At 62.1% G+C, this 16,379-nt stretch carries 12 protein-coding genes; 7 read left to right on the forward strand and 5 right to left on the reverse strand.

The genetic code is table 11. The features are described from left to right. The first annotated feature begins 227 nt into the window (after positions 1-227). From dnaA to gyrB, 4 genes are all read left to right on the forward strand, one after another. A complete protein-coding gene (dnaA, locus tag HELO_RS00005; RefSeq protein WP_013330759.1) occupies positions 228-1,694 on the forward strand; it encodes a chromosomal replication initiator protein DnaA in 1,467 nt (488 codons plus the stop codon). Positions 1,695-1,765: 71 nt separating this feature from the next. Next, the gene (dnaN, locus tag HELO_RS00010; RefSeq protein WP_013330760.1) at positions 1,766-2,869 is read left to right on the forward strand and encodes a DNA polymerase III subunit beta; all 1,104 of its coding nucleotides are present in this window, start codon (positions 1,766-1,768) and stop codon (positions 2,867-2,869) included. Between the two features lie 69 nt (positions 2,870-2,938). Then, entirely contained in the window at positions 2,939-4,054 is a 1,116-nt protein-coding gene (gene recF, locus HELO_RS00015; protein ID WP_013330761.1) for a DNA replication/repair protein RecF, read from the forward strand. An 11-nt stretch (positions 4,055-4,065) separates the two neighbouring features. After that, positions 4,066-6,486, forward strand: coding sequence for a DNA topoisomerase (ATP-hydrolyzing) subunit B (gyrB, locus tag HELO_RS00020; protein WP_013330762.1), 2,421 nt, complete (start codon positions 4,066-4,068; stop codon positions 6,484-6,486). 190 nt (positions 6,487-6,676) lie between these two features. On the opposite strand, the gene gmhB is transcribed toward gyrB, so the two are convergent. Both gmhB and HELO_RS00030 read right to left on the reverse strand, forming a co-directional pair. Next, positions 6,677-7,237 carry a D-glycero-beta-D-manno-heptose 1,7-bisphosphate 7-phosphatase gene (gene gmhB / locus HELO_RS00025; protein ID WP_013330763.1) on the reverse strand — a complete coding sequence of 187 codons (561 nt, stop codon included), beginning with the start codon at positions 7,235-7,237 and terminating at the stop codon, positions 6,677-6,679. Positions 7,238-7,496: 259 nt separating this feature from the next. Continuing rightward, positions 7,497-8,498 carry an NAD-dependent epimerase gene (locus HELO_RS00030; protein ID WP_013330764.1) on the reverse strand — a complete coding sequence of 334 codons (1,002 nt, stop codon included), beginning with the start codon at positions 8,496-8,498 and terminating at the stop codon, positions 7,497-7,499. 211 nt (positions 8,499-8,709) lie between these two features. Between HELO_RS00030 and HELO_RS00035 the strand changes: the two genes are divergently transcribed. Continuing rightward, positions 8,710-9,795 carry a glycosyltransferase gene (locus HELO_RS00035; RefSeq protein ID WP_013330765.1) on the forward strand — a complete coding sequence of 362 codons (1,086 nt, stop codon included), beginning with the start codon at positions 8,710-8,712 and terminating at the stop codon, positions 9,793-9,795. 61 nt (positions 9,796-9,856) lie between these two features. Here the strand turns inward: HELO_RS00035 and HELO_RS00040 are convergent, their stop codons facing one another. The 3 genes from HELO_RS00040 to glyQ form a co-directional block, all read right to left on the reverse strand. After that, positions 9,857-11,146: a glycosyltransferase gene (locus HELO_RS00040; protein WP_162301207.1), complete on the reverse strand. Its 1,290-nt coding sequence runs from the start codon at positions 11,144-11,146 to the stop codon at positions 9,857-9,859. A 129-nt stretch (positions 11,147-11,275) separates the two neighbouring features. Beyond that, the gene (glyS, locus tag HELO_RS00045) at positions 11,276-13,342 is read right to left on the reverse strand and encodes a glycine--tRNA ligase subunit beta (protein WP_041602293.1); all 2,067 of its coding nucleotides are present in this window, start codon (positions 13,340-13,342) and stop codon (positions 11,276-11,278) included. Between the two features lie 2 nt (positions 13,343-13,344). Further along, on the reverse strand, positions 13,345-14,307 hold the full coding sequence (glyQ, locus tag HELO_RS00050; RefSeq protein WP_041601814.1) for a glycine--tRNA ligase subunit alpha: 963 nt from the start codon (positions 14,305-14,307) through the stop codon (positions 13,345-13,347). Between the two features lie 95 nt (positions 14,308-14,402). On the opposite strand from glyQ, the gene rfaD reads away from it, so the two are divergent. Next, positions 14,403-15,359 (forward strand): ADP-glyceromanno-heptose 6-epimerase, encoded by a 957-nt coding sequence (gene rfaD / locus HELO_RS00055; RefSeq protein WP_013330769.1) that lies wholly within the window; start codon positions 14,403-14,405, stop codon positions 15,357-15,359. Further along, positions 15,352-16,368 (forward strand): lipopolysaccharide heptosyltransferase II, encoded by a 1,017-nt coding sequence (waaF, locus tag HELO_RS00060; RefSeq protein ID WP_013330770.1) that lies wholly within the window; start codon positions 15,352-15,354, stop codon positions 16,366-16,368. The genes rfaD and waaF overlap by 8 nt, the downstream gene beginning before the upstream one ends. The last annotated feature ends 11 nt before the right edge of the window (positions 16,369-16,379 follow it).

The raw sequence follows: 16,379 nt of genomic DNA on the forward strand, positions 1-16,379 counted from the left end.
ATGGTGTGGACATCCTTGGGGGCAGTGGTGTATCCACTGTGGGTATCCGTTGCATGGAAAGGAGTCTTGTCCACAGCGCTGGATGATCACCATATTCCTCCCGGTCATTTCCCGGCCTTCGGGACAGGGTTTTCCACAAAGGCAATCGAATCGCTGCTTCATGTGGATAACCCGGAGGTTGGGCGATACAATGTGCGGTCGTTCTTGAATCTACGATGTGAGGTCGCGTGTCGCTCGCTCTCTGGCAACAGTGTCTGGCTACCCTGCAGGATGAATTGAGCTCCCAGCAGTTCAACACCTGGATTCGCCCATTGCAGGCGGAAGAGGAGGGGGAGTCCAACCAGTTGCGCCTGCTGGCGCCCAACCGGTTCGTGCGCGATTGGGTCAGTGACAAGTATGCCAAGCGTATCAGCGAACTGATGCGCGAGCTGGCCCCTGCCAAGCCGCCCAAGGTGGTGTTGACGGTGGGTAGTCGCCGTGCGGCTCCCGCTCCCCAGCCGCGAGAGCTCGGCGATCCCGTGTCCGCGGCGCCTCGGTCGCCCGCCGTGCATACGCCGCCGCGGGGTGATGTGGCGGATGAATCCGAAATCGACCAGTTACGCGAGGAAGGCGAGGCGCAGCAGCGTCGTCCGACGGGCGAACGCCAGGTCCAGGTCGAGGGTAGCCTCAAGCACAACAGTGGTCTGAACCATAATTTCACCTTCGAAACCTTCGTCGAGGGCAAGTCCAACCAATTGGCCCGGGCTGCGTCGCGGCAGGTTTCCGAAAATCCCGGTGGCGCCTATAACCCGCTGTTTCTCTATGGCGGCGTCGGCCTGGGCAAGACCCACCTGATGCATGCCGTCGGCAATGCCCTGGATGCCCGCCGCGAGAACGCACGGGTGGTGTATCTGCACTCCGAGCGCTTCGTCGCCGACATGGTCAAGGCGCTGCAGCTCAATGCCATCAATGACTTCAAGCGCTTTTACCGTAGTGTCGATGCCTTGCTGATCGACGATATCCAGTTCTTCGCCGGCAAGGAACGCTCTCAGGAAGAGTTCTTCCATACCTTCAATGCCTTGCTCGAAGGCGGTCAGCAGATGATCCTGACCTCGGACCGTTATCCCAAGGAAATCAGTGGGGTAGAGGAGCGCCTCAAGTCGCGCTTCGGCTGGGGGCTGACAGTGGCGATCGAGCCGCCGGAGCTCGAGACCCGGGTCGCGATCCTGATGAAGAAGGCCGATCAGGCCAAGGTCAATCTGCCCCATGATGCGGCCTTCTTCATTGCCCAGAAGATCCGCTCCAACGTACGCGAGCTCGAGGGGGCGTTGAAGAAGGTCATTGCTGATTCCCATTTCATGGGCAAGACCATCACCCAGGATTTCATCCGTGAGTCGCTCAAGGATCTGCTGGCCCTTCAGGACAAGCAGGTCGGCGTGGATAACATCCAGCGCACGGTGGCCGAGTACTACAAGATCAAGCTGTCGGATCTGTTGTCCAAGCGCCGTTCGCGCTCCGTGGCTCGGCCGCGCCAGGTCGCCATGGCGCTGGCCAAGGAATTGACCAATCACAGTCTTCCCGAAATCGGCGATGCCTTCGGCGGCCGGGATCACACCACGGTATTGCATGCATGCCGCAAGGTGCAGGCGCTGCAGGATGAAAGCGCGGATATTCGCGAAGATTACAAGAACTTGCTACGTCTGCTGACGAGCTGAGTTCGCCAGGTATCGATCGACCGGTCGGCTCGCCGGCCTACAATCCCTCCAGGACAAGAAGTGGAGTCGACATGAAATTTTCCATTTCCCGAGAAGCGCTGCTGCGCCCGCTGACACTGGTCGCCGGCGTGGTGGAGCGGCGTCAGACCTTGCCGGTGCTGTCGAACGTCTTGATCCAGGTCGAGCAGGATCAGGTGTCGTTGACCGGCACCGATCTGGAAGTCGAGCTGATCGGTCGCACCGTGGCCAGCCAGGTGGACGAAGCTGGGTCGGCCACCGTGCCGGCACGCAAGCTGATGGATATCTGCAAGTCGTTGCCGGACCAGGCCGAGATTCAACTTGCCCTGGAGGACAATCGGGCGGTTCTGCGCAGCGGGCGTTCGCGGTTCACGCTTTCGACCCTGCCGGTAGCCGAGTTCCCCAATATCGAGGATGGCCAGAGCAGCGTCGAGCTGAGCCTGCCGCGCGGTACCCTGAAGCGCCTCATCGACGCCACCTCCTTCGCCATGGCGCAGCAGGATGTTCGCTATTACCTCAATGGCATGCTGCTGGAATTCGGTACCAATCTGGTGCGGGCCGTGGCCACCGATGGTCACCGTCTGGCGGTGGCATCGCGCTCTGCTGAAATCCAGGTCGAGCCCTCCCAGAAGCTGATCGTGCCCCGCAAGGGGATCATGGAGCTCGTTCGTCTGCTCGATGACGGCGAGGACCCGGTGAGCCTGACGCTGGGGTCGACCCATATCCGTGCCCACACCGGGGACTTCACCTTCACCTCCAAGCTGGTGGACGGCAAGTTCCCCGATTACGAGCGTGTAGTGCCCAAGGGCGGGGACAAGGTGCTCATCGCCGAACGCACGGAACTGCGCCAGGTGTTGTCGCGTACCGCGATCCTCTCCAACGAGAAGTATCGCGGCGTGCGCCTCAACCTCGAGGAAGGCAACCTGCGCGTCATGGCCAACAACCCCGAGCAGGAGGAGGCCGAGGAGAACGTCGGCGTCGAATACACCGGGCCGGCCATGGAGATCGGCTTCAATGTCGGCTATCTGGTCGATGTGCTCAGTGTGCTGGACGAGGATCGCGTGCAGCTGACCCTGGCCGATCCCAACAGCAGTGCCCTGCTCGAGGAGCCAGGCGGTGGCGATGCACTCTATGTCGTCATGCCGATGCGCCTTTAAGACGACCTTCGACTTTTCCCGTGCCGATGTTCCCTTCCGTGGACATCGGCAATAGGATCCTTTCCCTCGATGCCTCTCGATCGTCTCGCTTTCCAGGGCCTGCGGAATCTCCAGGCTCTGGAGCTGTCTCCCGGCCCCCGGATCAATCTCTTCATCGGCGACAACGGTACCGGCAAGACCAGCTTGCTGGAGGGGATTCATGTCCTGGGGATGGGGCGCTCTTTCCGCACGCGTCAGTTACGTCATGCCATCGCCCATGAAGAAGATGGCGTAACCCTGCATGGCCGATTGTCGGGAGAGCCGCCCCTGCCCATCGGCGTGCGTCGTCGACGCGACAGCGATGAACTGGAAATGCGCCTGGCGGGGGAGAGAGTGGGCCGTGTTTCACAGTTGGTGGAGACCCTGCCGCTGCAACTGATCAACCCGGATGCCTTTCGCCTCCTGGAAGGTTCTCCGGCGGGGCGTCGCGAGTTTCTCGACTGGGGAGTGTTTCACGTGAAACATGATTTTCTCGATGCCTGGAAGCGTTTTCGAAGAGCGCTGAAGCATCGGAATGCGCTCCTCAGACATGGTAGAATGTCCGATGCGTCAATGGGCGCCTGGGAACGGGAACTGGCCCATTGGGGCGCACGGCTGGATGAATTGCGTCGCGCCTGGATAGATGCGTTTCTACCCGTGTTTCAGGAAACCCTGGAAGGACTGATTGCCTTGCCCGGCCTTCAGTTGCGTTATGCCCGGGGGTGGGATCGCAAGCGACAGCTGGCCGATGTCCTCGAGCAGAGCAGGGAGACCGATCGGCAGATGGGGTTTACTCAACAGGGACCTCAGCGGGCGGACCTCGGCATCCGACTGGGGCGTCGACCGGCGATCGAGATCCTGTCGAGAGGCCAGCAGAAGCTGGTGGTCAGCGCACTCAAGCTGGCCCAGGGGCGACTGCTGGAACGTCTCACAGGCCGCTCCTGCGTCTATCTGATCGATGATCTGCCGGCCGAGCTGGATGGCGAGCACCGACGGGTCTTCTGCGAATGGTTGGCGCACATGCGCTGCCAGGCGTTTATCACCAGTGTCGATCCGAATGCCTTGACTGGCTCGTGGGATGTGGACACGCCGGTGTCGATGTTTCACGTGAAACATACAGAGGCGGGGCAGGGGCAGCTGCTGCCAATGGACAGACAGACTTCATGATGGAGTAGTCAATGAGCGAACAAGCTTACGACTCATCAAGCATCAAGGTCCTCAAGGGCCTGGATGCGGTACGCAAGCGGCCCGGCATGTACATCGGCGACACCGATGACGGTACAGGCCTGCACCACATGGTGTTCGAGCTGGTGGACAACTCCATCGATGAAGCCCTGGCCGGACACTGCAGTGAAATCGGCGTGGTGATCCACCCGGACGAATCGATCACGGTTCGCGACAACGGACGCGGCATTCCCACTGAGATCCATGAGGAAGAGGGCGTGTCGGCCGCCGAAGTGATCATGACGGTGCTTCATGCCGGCGGCAAGTTCGACGACAATTCCTACAAGGTATCCGGTGGCCTGCATGGCGTCGGCGTCTCGGTGGTCAATGCGCTCTCCGAGGAGCTGAAACTGACGATCTGGCGGCAGGGGCAGGTTCATGAGCAGATCTATCGGCACGGTGAGGCCGTGGCGCCTCTGGCGGTAGTCGGCACCACCGAGCAGACCGGCAGCCGGGTGCATTTTCGTCCGTCGTCCGAGACTTTCCAGAATATCGAATTTCACTACGATATTCTCGCCAAGCGTCTGCGGGAGCTGTCGTTCCTGAACTCCGGTGTGGCGATTCGCTTGACCGACGAGCGCACCGGCAAGGAAGAGCTTTTCCACTACGAGGGCGGCCTTCGTGCCTTCGTCGACCATCTGAACACCAACAAGACCGTGCTCAATCCGGTCTTTCACTTCAATGTCGAGCGCGAGGATGGCGTTGGTGTCGAAGTGGCGATGCAGTGGAATGACACCTTTGCCGAGAACATCTTCTGCTACACCAACAATATTCCCCAGGGCGATGGGGGTACCCATCTGGCCGGGTTCCGGGCCTCGCTGACGCGGACGCTCAACCATTACATCGAGGCCGAGGGCCTGTTGAAGAAAGCCAAGGTCAACACCTCGGGCGATGATGCGAGGGAAGGTCTTACGGCTATCATCTCGGTCAAGGTACCGGATCCCAAGTTCTCGTCCCAGACCAAGGACAAGCTGGTGTCCTCCGAGGTGAAGACCGCGGTGGAACAGGAGATGGGGCGTCAGTTCTCGGAGTACCTGGTCGAGCGGCCGAACGAAGCCAAGGCCATCGTCAACAAGATGCTGGATGCCGCCCGGGCACGCGAAGCGGCACGCAAGGCGCGCGACATGACGCGTCGCAAGGGCGCGCTGGATATTGCCGGATTGCCCGGCAAACTGGCCGACTGCCAGGAAAAGGATCCCAGCCTGTCGGAACTTTACCTGGTCGAGGGTGACTCGGCCGGTGGTAGCGCCAAGCAGGGCCGCGATCGTCGTACCCAGGCGATCCTGCCGCTCAAGGGCAAGATCCTCAATGTGGAGAAGGCGCGCTTCGACAAGATGCTGTCGTCCGCCGAGGTCGGCACCCTGATCACCGCCCTGGGATGCGGGATCGGTCGGGAAGAATTCGATCCCGACAAGTTGCGCTACCACTCGATCATCATCATGACCGACGCCGATGTCGACGGCTCGCACATCCGCACCTTGCTGCTGACCTTCTTCTTCCGGCAGATGTCGCAGTTGATCGAGCGAGGGCACGTCTTCATCGCGCAGCCGCCGCTTTACAAGATCAAGCGCGGCAAGCAGGAAAGCTATCTCAAGGATGAGCAGGCCCTGACCGATTATCTGACCACCACGGCTCTCGATGGGGCGCGGCTGCACGTCAACGCCGATGCGCCCGGTATCGAGGGAGAGGGGCTTGAGAAGCTGGTCCATCAGTACCGTGACGTCATGAACCGGATCGACCGCCTGTCGCGGGTCTATCCCGATGTCGTACTGCGCAAGATCGTGCATGCCGCCAAGCTGGAAGGCGAGGAGAGTCTGCGTGATCGCGTGACCATGCAGAACTGGATCGAATACCTGCAAGCCGAGATGGATGCCATCGTTTCCTACGAAGGCGGTCCTCGCTATACCTTCCGTCTCGAGGAGGATAGCGAGCGTGGTTTCTATCTGCCGGCCGTGACCCTGGCCGCGCATGGTGTTACCTCGGATTACGTCTGGGGCGTGGATTTCTTCACCAGTGCCGATTACCGGGCCATCGCCGGCCTTGGCGAAACCCTGGACAACCTGGTCGAGGAAGGGGCCTATGTGGCTCGCGGCGAGCGGAAGAAATCGGTTGGCAGCTTCTACGATGCCCTCGAGTGGCTGATGAACGAGGCCCAGCGCGGCCTTTCCATCCAGCGCTACAAGGGGCTTGGTGAGATGAACCCCGATCAGCTCTGGGAAACCACCATGGACCCGAACACGCGCCGCATGCTGCGGGTTTCCATCGAGGACGCCGTGGCGGCCGACATGATGTTCAACACCCTGATGGGGGACGAGGTCGAGCCGCGTCGTGACTTCATCGAGCGCAATGCTCTGGTGGCCAATCTGGATATCTAGTCGACGTCATTGGCAAGAATGTTTCACGTGGAACATACCTGTCGAGTGCATCAAAAAGGCCGCATCGAAAGATGCGGCCTTTTCATTGTCATTGCCATGGTCGTCTTGATGGATGTTTCACGTGAAACATATCGCTCGATGATCCAAGCCCGGTGACCAAGGGGGGCCGGCCGTGCAACAAGGAAACGGCTCAGACCGAGGGAGGGGCGAGCAGCCAGTCGGAGAAAGCGGCGAGATCCTCGAAGACCTCGACTCGGGACGCCTCGATTTCGGGGTGCTTGTCCAAAGTGCGCTTTCCCTTGCCGGTCAGTACCAGAGCCTGACGACAGCCTGCCGCTTCGCCCGCCTGAATATCTCTGAGACTGTCGCCGACCATCCAGCTTCCCTCGAGAGAGGGCAAGTCCAGGGCCAGACGAATCTCGTGCAACATGCCCGGCAGTGGCTTGCGGCACTGGCAGTCATCGTCCGGACCATGCGGACAGTAGGCAATGTGGGCCAGTTCGCCTCCGGCGGCATGTACCAGTGAACGCAGATACCGATGCATGTCGGCAAGCACGTTTTCATCGTAATACCCACGGGCAATGCCGGATTGATTGGTGGCCACGGCGACCCGCCAGCCAGCGCGATGAAGCCTGGCGATTGCTTCGATGGCGGTGGGGTAGGCGATCCACTCATCCAGTGATTTCACGTAGTTATCGGAATCCTGGTTGATGACACCGTCGCGATCCAGGATGACGAGTTTGGCGGACATGCGCTATTGGATCTCTCGTGAAGGGAGTCGACAGTGTAGAGTCGTGTTTCACGTGAAACAACCAAACGCGTGTTGTTCCCGCTGCGGGAAAGGGATGAGGGGCCATGTCGGCCCGCCAAGGGTGGCGGCTCGGGCGCTAGGAGACCTGAAGGTGGGGGAGGGGAGCTTGCTCGGTGGAGAGTGGCCAAAAGAAACGTGAAATGAAGCATGCGCGATGCATGGCCTCATGTTCCACGTGAAACATCGGGGCGGAACCGACTCACACCCCGTAATAGTCCCGATACCACTCGACGAAGCGAGCGACGCCTTCTTCCACCCCGATCTGGGGACGATGGCCGGTAGCCGCGAACAACGCTTCGGTATCCGCCCAGGTGCGGGGAACGTCGCCCGGCTGCATGGGCTGGAAGTCACAGATTGCCTCGCGGCCGGTGGCTGACTCTACCGCTCGCACGAAGTCCATCAAGGCCACCGGGCTGCCGTGGCCGATGTTGTAGAGCCTGTAAGGCGCGTCGCTGGTATCCGGTGAGGCCGGCACGGTCTTCTCATCCCGCTTGGGCACGACATCCAGAATACGCACTATGCCTTCGACGATATCGTCGATATAGGTGAAGTCCCGAAACATCTCGCCATGGTTGTAGACCTGGAGCGGTTCGCCTGCCAGCACGGCCCGGGTGAACTTGAACATGGCCATGTCGGGGCGCCCCCAGGGGCCGTATACCGTGAAGAAGCGCAATCCCGTGGTGGGGAGGTCGTAGAGATGGGAGTAGGTGTGTGCCATCAGCTCGTTGGCCTTCTTGGTGGCCGCATAGAGGCTGATGGGATGGTCGACGTTGTCCGATGTGGCAAAGGGCGTCTTGTCGTTGGCTCCATATACTGAGCTGGACGATGCATAGACCAGGTGCTCGACCCGGCCATGGCGGCAGCCTTCCAGCACATTGAGATGCCCCAGGAGGTTGGCATCCGCATAGGCATGGGGGTTCTCGAGCGAATAGCGTACCCCGGGCTGGGCTGCCAGATGAATTACCCGGTCGAAGCCTTCCGCTTCGAACAGAGCGGCTACCGCCTCGCGGTCGGCCAGATCGAGCCGCTCGAAGCGGATGTTTGGCGCATCGGCCAGATCGTCCAGGCGAGCCTGCTTGAGTGATACGTCGTAGTAATCACTGAGGTTGTCGACGCCCAGGATATCGTATTCCTGCCCGGCGAGGCGCTTGGCGACGGCATGGCCGATGAAACCGGCCATGCCCGTGATCAGTAGTTTCATGATATGACGTACGCTCCCATGCTGGCTCTCCCCGGATGCCCCTGGCGTCCTGACTGGGGAACTACATTGTACCCCAGCGCCAGTTGCAGGCCGAGCATGCTAGAATCCGTGGTTCAATCAGCGGCCGCCAGCGAGATGCAGTGCAGGATAGATTCGGCCCGACGGTCTTGCCCTTGGATCTCCGCATTCGCTCACCTCCGGGAATCACACCATGAGCCAATCGACGACCAGACCCCCCAAGCGTTTTGCCTTCGTTATCGAGGACCTCTACGGCGGTGGCGCCCAGAAGTCGCTTCTCTACACTGCCGATCAATTGCGCCAGCGTGGCCATGTGGTCAAGGTATTCACCCTGCGTGAGCGTATCGAGCACCGCCTGCCCGAGGGTCTCGAGGTCGAGAACCTGGCCGTTGTTAGCCGCTTCACCAAGGCCACCAGCACCGTGCTGACCGAAAAGTGGCAAGCCTCACGGATACGGCGCGCCCTGGTGCCCTGGCGGCCGGATGTCGTGATTTCCTGTTCCTGCGACAAGATCACTCGTCACCTCGACTTGCCCAATCTCTACTTCTGGATCAAGTCGGATGTGTCAGCCAAGTTCAGCGATCCGAAGCAGCGTGAACGCGCCTTCGACAAGGTCCGTCGTTTCTACCATGGCCGTCAGGTCATCGCTGTCTCACAGGGTGTGAAGGAGAATCTCGAAGGTGTCGTCGGGCTGGAGGCCGAGAAGATCGTGCCCATCTACAACCCCTACGAGCGGGAGCCCTTCGTTGCCATGGCCGACGAACCCGCTCCCGTTCCCGAAGGCGACTACTTGCTGTGCGTGGCGGCGATCGAACCACGCAAGCGCCATGACCGATTGCTGCGTGCCTATGCGAAAAGCGGCATAACGACCCCGCTGGCCATCATGGGCAAGGGCAAGCCGGAACACGAGCAAGAGGTTCGTCGCCAGATCGCCTCGCTTGGCCTCGAGGATCGGGTCGTCTGGCTGGGCTACCATCACAACCCCTATCCCTTCATCCGCCATGCCAAGGCCATGGTATTGACCTCCGATGCCGAGGGCCTGCCGCGCGTGCTGATCGAGTCGCTGCTGCTGCATACCCCTGTCGTCAGCACGGACTGCCCGAGCGGGCCGCGCGAGATTCTTACCCATGAGCTGGCGGATTTTCTCGTTGCGCCGGACGATGAAGACGGCCTAGCCGAGGCCCTCAGGCGAATGGATCAAGCCCCGGTGACCATCGAGCCACGCCATTATCAACAGTTCCTCAAGGAAACGGTGCTGCCCCAGTTCGAGGTCCTCTGAGGGCAGCAGGGCATTTCCGAGAACCCGTGAAGGGGAGCGAACCCCAAGCGGTGGGCGAGCGTTACGCTTGGGTGAGAGACGTATAGCGGCGGGCGACGGTTGCCAGCTGGAAGTTGTCGCAGATGTCGTGCGGGATGGCTGGGGGCGCCGCTATCACCCTGGATATTGCCCGGGCGAAAGCCGCTGTGTCATCGACCGGTACCAGGCAGTCCTTCAGGCTGTTGCCAAGAATTTCCGCCGGGCCACATGGGCAGTTGGTGCTGATGACGGGAACGCCCAGGGAAAGTGCCTCCGCCAGCACGAGCGCAAAGCCTTCGTAGTCCGAGCTGAGCAGCAAGGCCCGGGAGCGGGCCATATAGGGATAAGGATTGTCCCGGTGTCCCAGCATTCTCACCCTATCCTCGAGACCCATGTCGCGTATGAGTCGTGCCACTTGTTCGCTGCTTGATCCCCCTCCGATGATGAGCAGGGGCAATTCGGTGCCGCTTTGTCGATAGGCTTCGAGCAGGCGGTCGAAACGCTTGGCGCGAAGGTCCAGTCGTCCCACGAATACCAGGAATTCATCATCGGCTATATCGCTGACGCTCTGGTGCGCCAGTTGCCGAATGTGCTCGATATCCAATGGGTTGAGTATGCTGACGCCCTTTTCGGGGTGGATGCCGAAATGTGCTGACAAGCGATTCAACATCTCTTTCGAGACGGTGACCAGTTTGCGTCCGTGGTAGAGGCGCTTCACCTTGTACTTCTTGATCCGGCGTGCCAGGCCTCGCTTGTTGCCGAGGAAGGCCGAAACGGGATCGGAGTGCAGGCAATACCATGACGTTTGTGCCAGAGAGGTCCGAGATACCACCTGGTGGGCATGGTGCAGATGGGCCATGACGAGATCGAAGGGACCCCGCTCTCTCACTGGCGCTGATTCGAGGGTTGCTTCGATCTTTTTCGCATGGAGATGGTAACGCCTCAGCCGCTGATAGAGGCTGGTAGGAGCGAAGGGGACATCGATGGTCAGGACGTCATCGGGAAGTTCATGACGGGGCCTCGAACTGAGCAACAGCAGGGTGACCCGCACACCCTGAGCGCTCATCTCCTTGATCAGATTGCGCACCACGATCGGTGCTCCTCCGGTGTCCAGATGATCCATGATGAAGAGAATGGAAAGCGGGGATTCAGGAACATGGCTTGAGGTATTGGATTGGGACACCGAGGTACCTCGTCTGGGGAGGAAAAAGCGATAGAAGCGAGCCGCTCGATTATTGATCAATCGACCCGCTTTCTCAAATAGGGTTTTCTCGTCGATAGGCTCCCGGTCCGACCCAGCCGCGTGGGAAGAAACCGGACAAGCATGTTTCACGTGAAACATCGTGGAGCAGGGGAGGGGCGTTGAGGGAAGCGGGGTGGGGCGAGACCTGAAACGAGAAGGGGCCTGTTTCACGTGAAACAGGCCCCTTCATTTGTGCCACCGGTTTTCCCGGGGCGAAGGTCAGTGCTGGAGTTCGGCGATATCCGCGACCTCGAGGAACAGCGCCTGGAGGCTGGCCAGCAGGGCCAGTCGATTGCGCTTCACTGCCGCATCCTCGGCCATGACCATTACCTGGTCGAAGAAGCGATCCACCGGGTTGCGCAAGCCAGCGAGAACATCCAGGGCATCGCTGTAGCGGGCTTCAGCGAACAGGGGGGCGACCTTCTCCCGGCATTGGGCCAGCGCTTCGGCCAGGTCGCGCTCGGCGTCCTCTGCCAGCAGGCTGGTATCGACCTCGGGAGCAATTTCGTCGTCCTGCTTGGCGAGGATGTTGGAAACCCGCTTGTTGGCGGCGGCCAGGGCGGCGGCTTCCTCGCGGCTGGCAAAGGCGTGCACCGCCTGCAGGCGCCGGGCAAAGTCGAGCGGCTTGGTCACCGGGCGGGCGCGTACGGCGAGGTAGACTTCGGCCTCGATGCCTTCGTCGCGGCCCCAGGCGCGGAAGCGATCGAGCATATAGGCCAGAACCTCGTCGACCAGCCCCTCGGCGTAAGGCAACTCCTGATGCTGGGCGGCGGCCAGTTCGAGCAGCTCGCGCAGGTCCAGATCCAGTTCACCCTTGATCAGGATGTTGAGTACACCGATGGAGGCGCGACGCAGGGCGAAGGGATCCTTGGTGCCGCTGGGACGCTGGCCGATGCCGAAGATGCCGGTCAGGGTATCGAGGCGATCCGCCAGGGCCAGAGCCAGGCCGGTGCGCGTGCTGGGAACCTCGTCACCGGCGAAGCGCGGCAGGTACTGCTCTTCCAGGGCGCGGGCCACCTCGGCATCCTCGCCGTCGTGGGTGGCGTAGTAGCGGCCCATGGTGCCCTGGAGTTCAGGGAATTCCTGGACCATCTCGGTCACGAGATCGCACTTGGCCAGTTCGCTGGCGCGTCGGGCATGGCCCACATCGCCATCGATGCGGCCGGCGATGAAGGCGGCCACGGCGGCGCTGCGGTGGGCCTTGTCGGCCAGGGTGCCGAGCTGCTGCTGGAAGACGACGCTGGACAGCTCCTGCACGCGCTCGACGAGCGGGCGCTGCCGGTCGGTGTCATAGAAGAAGGCGGCGTCGGCCAGGCGGGGGCGAATGACCTTCTCGTTGCCCTGGATGACCAGTTCGGGCGCCTGGCTGTCGATGTTGGAGATGGTGATGAAGCGGGGCTTGAGCTTGCCGTCATCGTCCAGCAGGTGGAAGTACTTCTGGTTGGCCTTCATCGAGGAGACCAGGCATTCGGCGGGCACTTCCAGGAAGCGTTCGTCGAAGCTGCCGGTCAGGGCGACCGGCCACTCGACCAGACCGCTGACTTCAATCAGCAGCTCCTCGTCGATTACCGCCGTGGCCTCCTGGACTTCGGCTTCGGCGAGCACCTGTTCACGAATGCGTTCGCGGCGTTGCTCGCGATCCGCCAGGACCCAGGCATTCTCCATGGCGCCGAGGTAGTCGTCGGCGTGACCGAGCTCGATGGGTTCCGGCGCGTGGAAGCGATGGCCGCGGGTGGTGCGGCCGGCCTGGAGCCCCAGGGCGGAAGCCTCGACGACGCGCTCGCCATAGAGCATCACCAGCCAGTGGGCGGGACGCGAGAATTCGACCCGGGAAGCGCCCCAGCGCATGTTCTTGGGCACGGGCAGGGCAGCGATGGCCTTCTCGACGATGGCCGGAAGCAGGGTCGTGGTGGCCTCTCCCGGCTGCTGTTCGCGATAACCCAGCCAGGTTCCCTTGTCCGTTTCGAGGTGGATCAGCGAGTCGACGCTGACGCCGCAGGAGCGGGCAAAGCCCTCGGCGGCCTTGGTCGGCTCGCCGTCCTTGAAGGCGGCAGCCAGGGAGGGGCCGCGACGCTCGACCTCGCGGTCCGGCTGCTTGTCGGCCAGCGCGGCAACCCGCACGGCCAGGCGTCGCGGACTGGCGTAGGCGTCAATGTCGCCATGTTCGACATTGGCGTCGTCCAGGCCCTGGCGAATGCCATCGGCGAGGGCATCGGACAGGGTGTCGATCGCGCTCGGCGGCAGTTCCTCGACGCCCAGTTCGAGCAGAAAGGTATCGGCGGCCATCTTCATGCGTCTCCCTGTTCGGCAGGCGACTCGTTCGCCAGCAGTTCTTGGCGCAGGGCCTCGGATGCCAGCGGGAAGCCGGCGGCCTTGCGGGATTCATAGTAGGCATGGGCCACATCGCGGGCCATGGTGCGGACGCGCAGGATGTAGCGCTGCCGTTCGGTCACGGAGATGGCGTGACGGGCATCGAGCAGGTTGAAGGTATGCGAGGCCTTGAGCACCTGTTCGTAGGCGGGCAGCGGCAGGCTGGCATCGAGCAGCTTGGTGCACTCGCGTTCCTGATGGTCGAAGGCCTCGAAGAGGGCCGGAACGTCGGCATGCTCGAAATTGTAGGCCGACTGCTCGCGCTCGTTCTGCAGGAAGACGTCCCCGTAGGTGACCCTGGAGCCGTCCGGTGCCACTGTCCACACCAGGTCATAGACGCTGTCGACGTCCTGCACGTACATGGCGATACGCTCGAGGCCATAGGTCAGCTCGCCGGTGACGGGATAGCATTCCAGCCCCCCGGCCTGCTGGAAGTAAGTGAACTGGGTAACCTCCATGCCGTTGAGCCAGACCTCCCAGCCGAGCCCCCAGGCACCCAGGGTGGGCGATTCCCAGTTGTCTTCGACGAAGCGGATGTCATGGACCAGGGGATCGATGCCGAGACACTTCAGCGAGCCGAGATAGAGCTCCTGCAGGTCCGCCGGGGAAGGCTTCATCACCACCTGGAACTGGTAGTAATGCTGCAGGCGGTTGGGGTTCTCGCCATAACGGCCATCGGTGGGGCGACGGGACGGCTGCACGTAGGCAGCGTTCCAGGTCTCGGGGCCGATGGAGCGCAGAAAGGTGGCCGTATGGAAGGTCCCGGCCCCGACCTCCATATCCAGGGGCTGTAGAACCACGCAGCCCTGTTCGGCCCAGTACTGCTGCAGGGCCAGGATCAGGCCCTGGAAGGTTGTCACGTCTGGCGTCGACTGTGTCATTGCAAAAGCACCGTTGGCCATGAATTCACGAGCCGTCAAGTATACAATCACAGGCAGATCGGTTATAGGCGCAGGTTCGGAGTAAGGGGAATCCCATGATCGTAGTGACAGGCGGAGCCGGCTTCATCGGCTCGAATCTGGTCAAGGCACTCAACGAACGAGGCCGTGACGACATCCTGGTGGTCGACGATCTCCGCGACGGCACCAAGTTCATCAACCTCGCCGATTGCACACTCGGCGACTACCTCGACAAGGACGACTTCCTGGCTCGGGTCAGGGCGGCGCTGCGCGGCGAGCCGACGCATCTGCCGCCCATCGAGGCCATCTTCCACGAGGGGGCCTGCTCCGACACCACCGAGTGGGATGGCCGCTTCATGCTCGAGAACAACTTCGAGTACTCCAAGGAGCTGCTGCATTTCTGTCAGCTCAAGGGCATTCCCTTCCTGTACGCGTCCTCCGCCGCGACCTATGGCGGCAGCGAAGTGTTCCGCGAGGAGCCCGAGCACGAGAAGCCGCTGAACGTCTACGGCTACTCCAAGCTGCTGTTCGACCAGTACGTGCGCGCCCGGCATCACGAGTTCGAGAGCCAGGTGGTGGGCTTTCGCTACTTCAACGTCTATGGCCCCAGGGAGCAGCACAAGGGCAAGATGGCCAGCGTGGCCTATCACCACCATACCCAGATCAGCGCCGGCGAGGATCTCAAGCTGTTCGGTGCCTGGGACGGGTTCGAGGCCGGCATGCAGAGCCGCGACTTCATCTATGTGGGCGACGTGGTGGACGTCAACCTGTGGTTCCTCGACAACCCGGAGGCCTCGGGGATCTTCAACCTGGGGACCGGGCGTGCCGAACCCTTCAAGGCCATCGGCGAGGCCGTGATCGACTATTATGGCCGTGGTCGGATCGAGTACATCGATTTTCCCGAGAACCTCAAGGGGCGCTACCAGAGCTACACGCGCGCCGATATCGAGCGGCTTCGCGAGATCGGCTATGACCGTGAGTTTCACACCGTTGCCGAGGGTGTGAAGGCCTATCTGGAGTGGCTGAATGCCTGAGGCCGCTCCCGGCGAGCGCATCCTGGTCGTCGGCCCGTCCTGGGTCGGCGACATGGTCATGGCCCAGAGCCTGTTCAAGACCCTCAAGGCGAGGCAGCCGGACGCCAGGATCGGCGTCGTGGCGCCGGCCTGGTCGCGGCCGATCCTCGAGCGCATGGAGGAGGTCGATGAAGTCGCGCCCCTGGAAGTCGGACATGGCGAGTTCGGCTGGGCGACACGGCGCCGACTGGCCGCCGAGCTGCGCGGGCGCTTCGATCGGGCCCTGGTCCTGCCGCGTTCGTGGAAATCGGCGCTGGTGCCGTTTCTGGCGCGCATTCCCCGGCGTACCGGTTTTACCGGCGAGCAGCGTTACGTTCTGCTCAATGACCGCCGCCGTCTCGACAAGTCGGTGCTCGACCAGACCGTCAAGCGCTTCGTGGCGCTCGGCTTGCCGGCCGATGAGGCCGCAGGCGGCGACTTCGCCTTGCCCAGGCCGGAACTGCGTCGGGATGAGGCCAATCTGGAGCGGCTGCGTGAAACGCTCGGCCTGAGCTCGCGTCCGGCCATCGCGATGATGCCGGGGGCCGAGTACGGGCCGGCCAAGCAGTGGCCCCTGACCTATTTCCGCCAACTGGCCGAGGCGCTGGTGGCCGAGGGCCATGAGGTGCGCGTGATGGGCGGCCCCAAGGACGCCGAGGCCGGCGATGTGATCGCCAGGGGACTGGAGGGTGCGCACAATCTCTGCGGGCGGACTCGCCTGGGCGATGCCGTGGACCTGCTCGCCGATTGCCGGCAGGCGGTGACCAATGACTCCGGCCTGATGCACGTGGCGGCGGCGACGGGCACCCGGGTTCAGGCGATCTATGGCTCGTCTTCGCCCGATTACACGCCACCGCTGACCGACAATGCCGAGATTCACTACCTGGCGCTGGAGTGCTCGCCCTGCTTCGAGCGCACCTGTCCGCTGGGCCACACCAATTGCCTCAACCACCTGCCGCCGGAGCGCCTGCTGCGCGCGATTCGCGGTTAGCCGTCGAGCGT

It is taken from the genome of Halomonas elongata DSM 2581 (assembly GCF_000196875.2).
Lineage (GTDB): Bacteria > Pseudomonadota > Gammaproteobacteria > Pseudomonadales > Halomonadaceae > Halomonas > Halomonas elongata.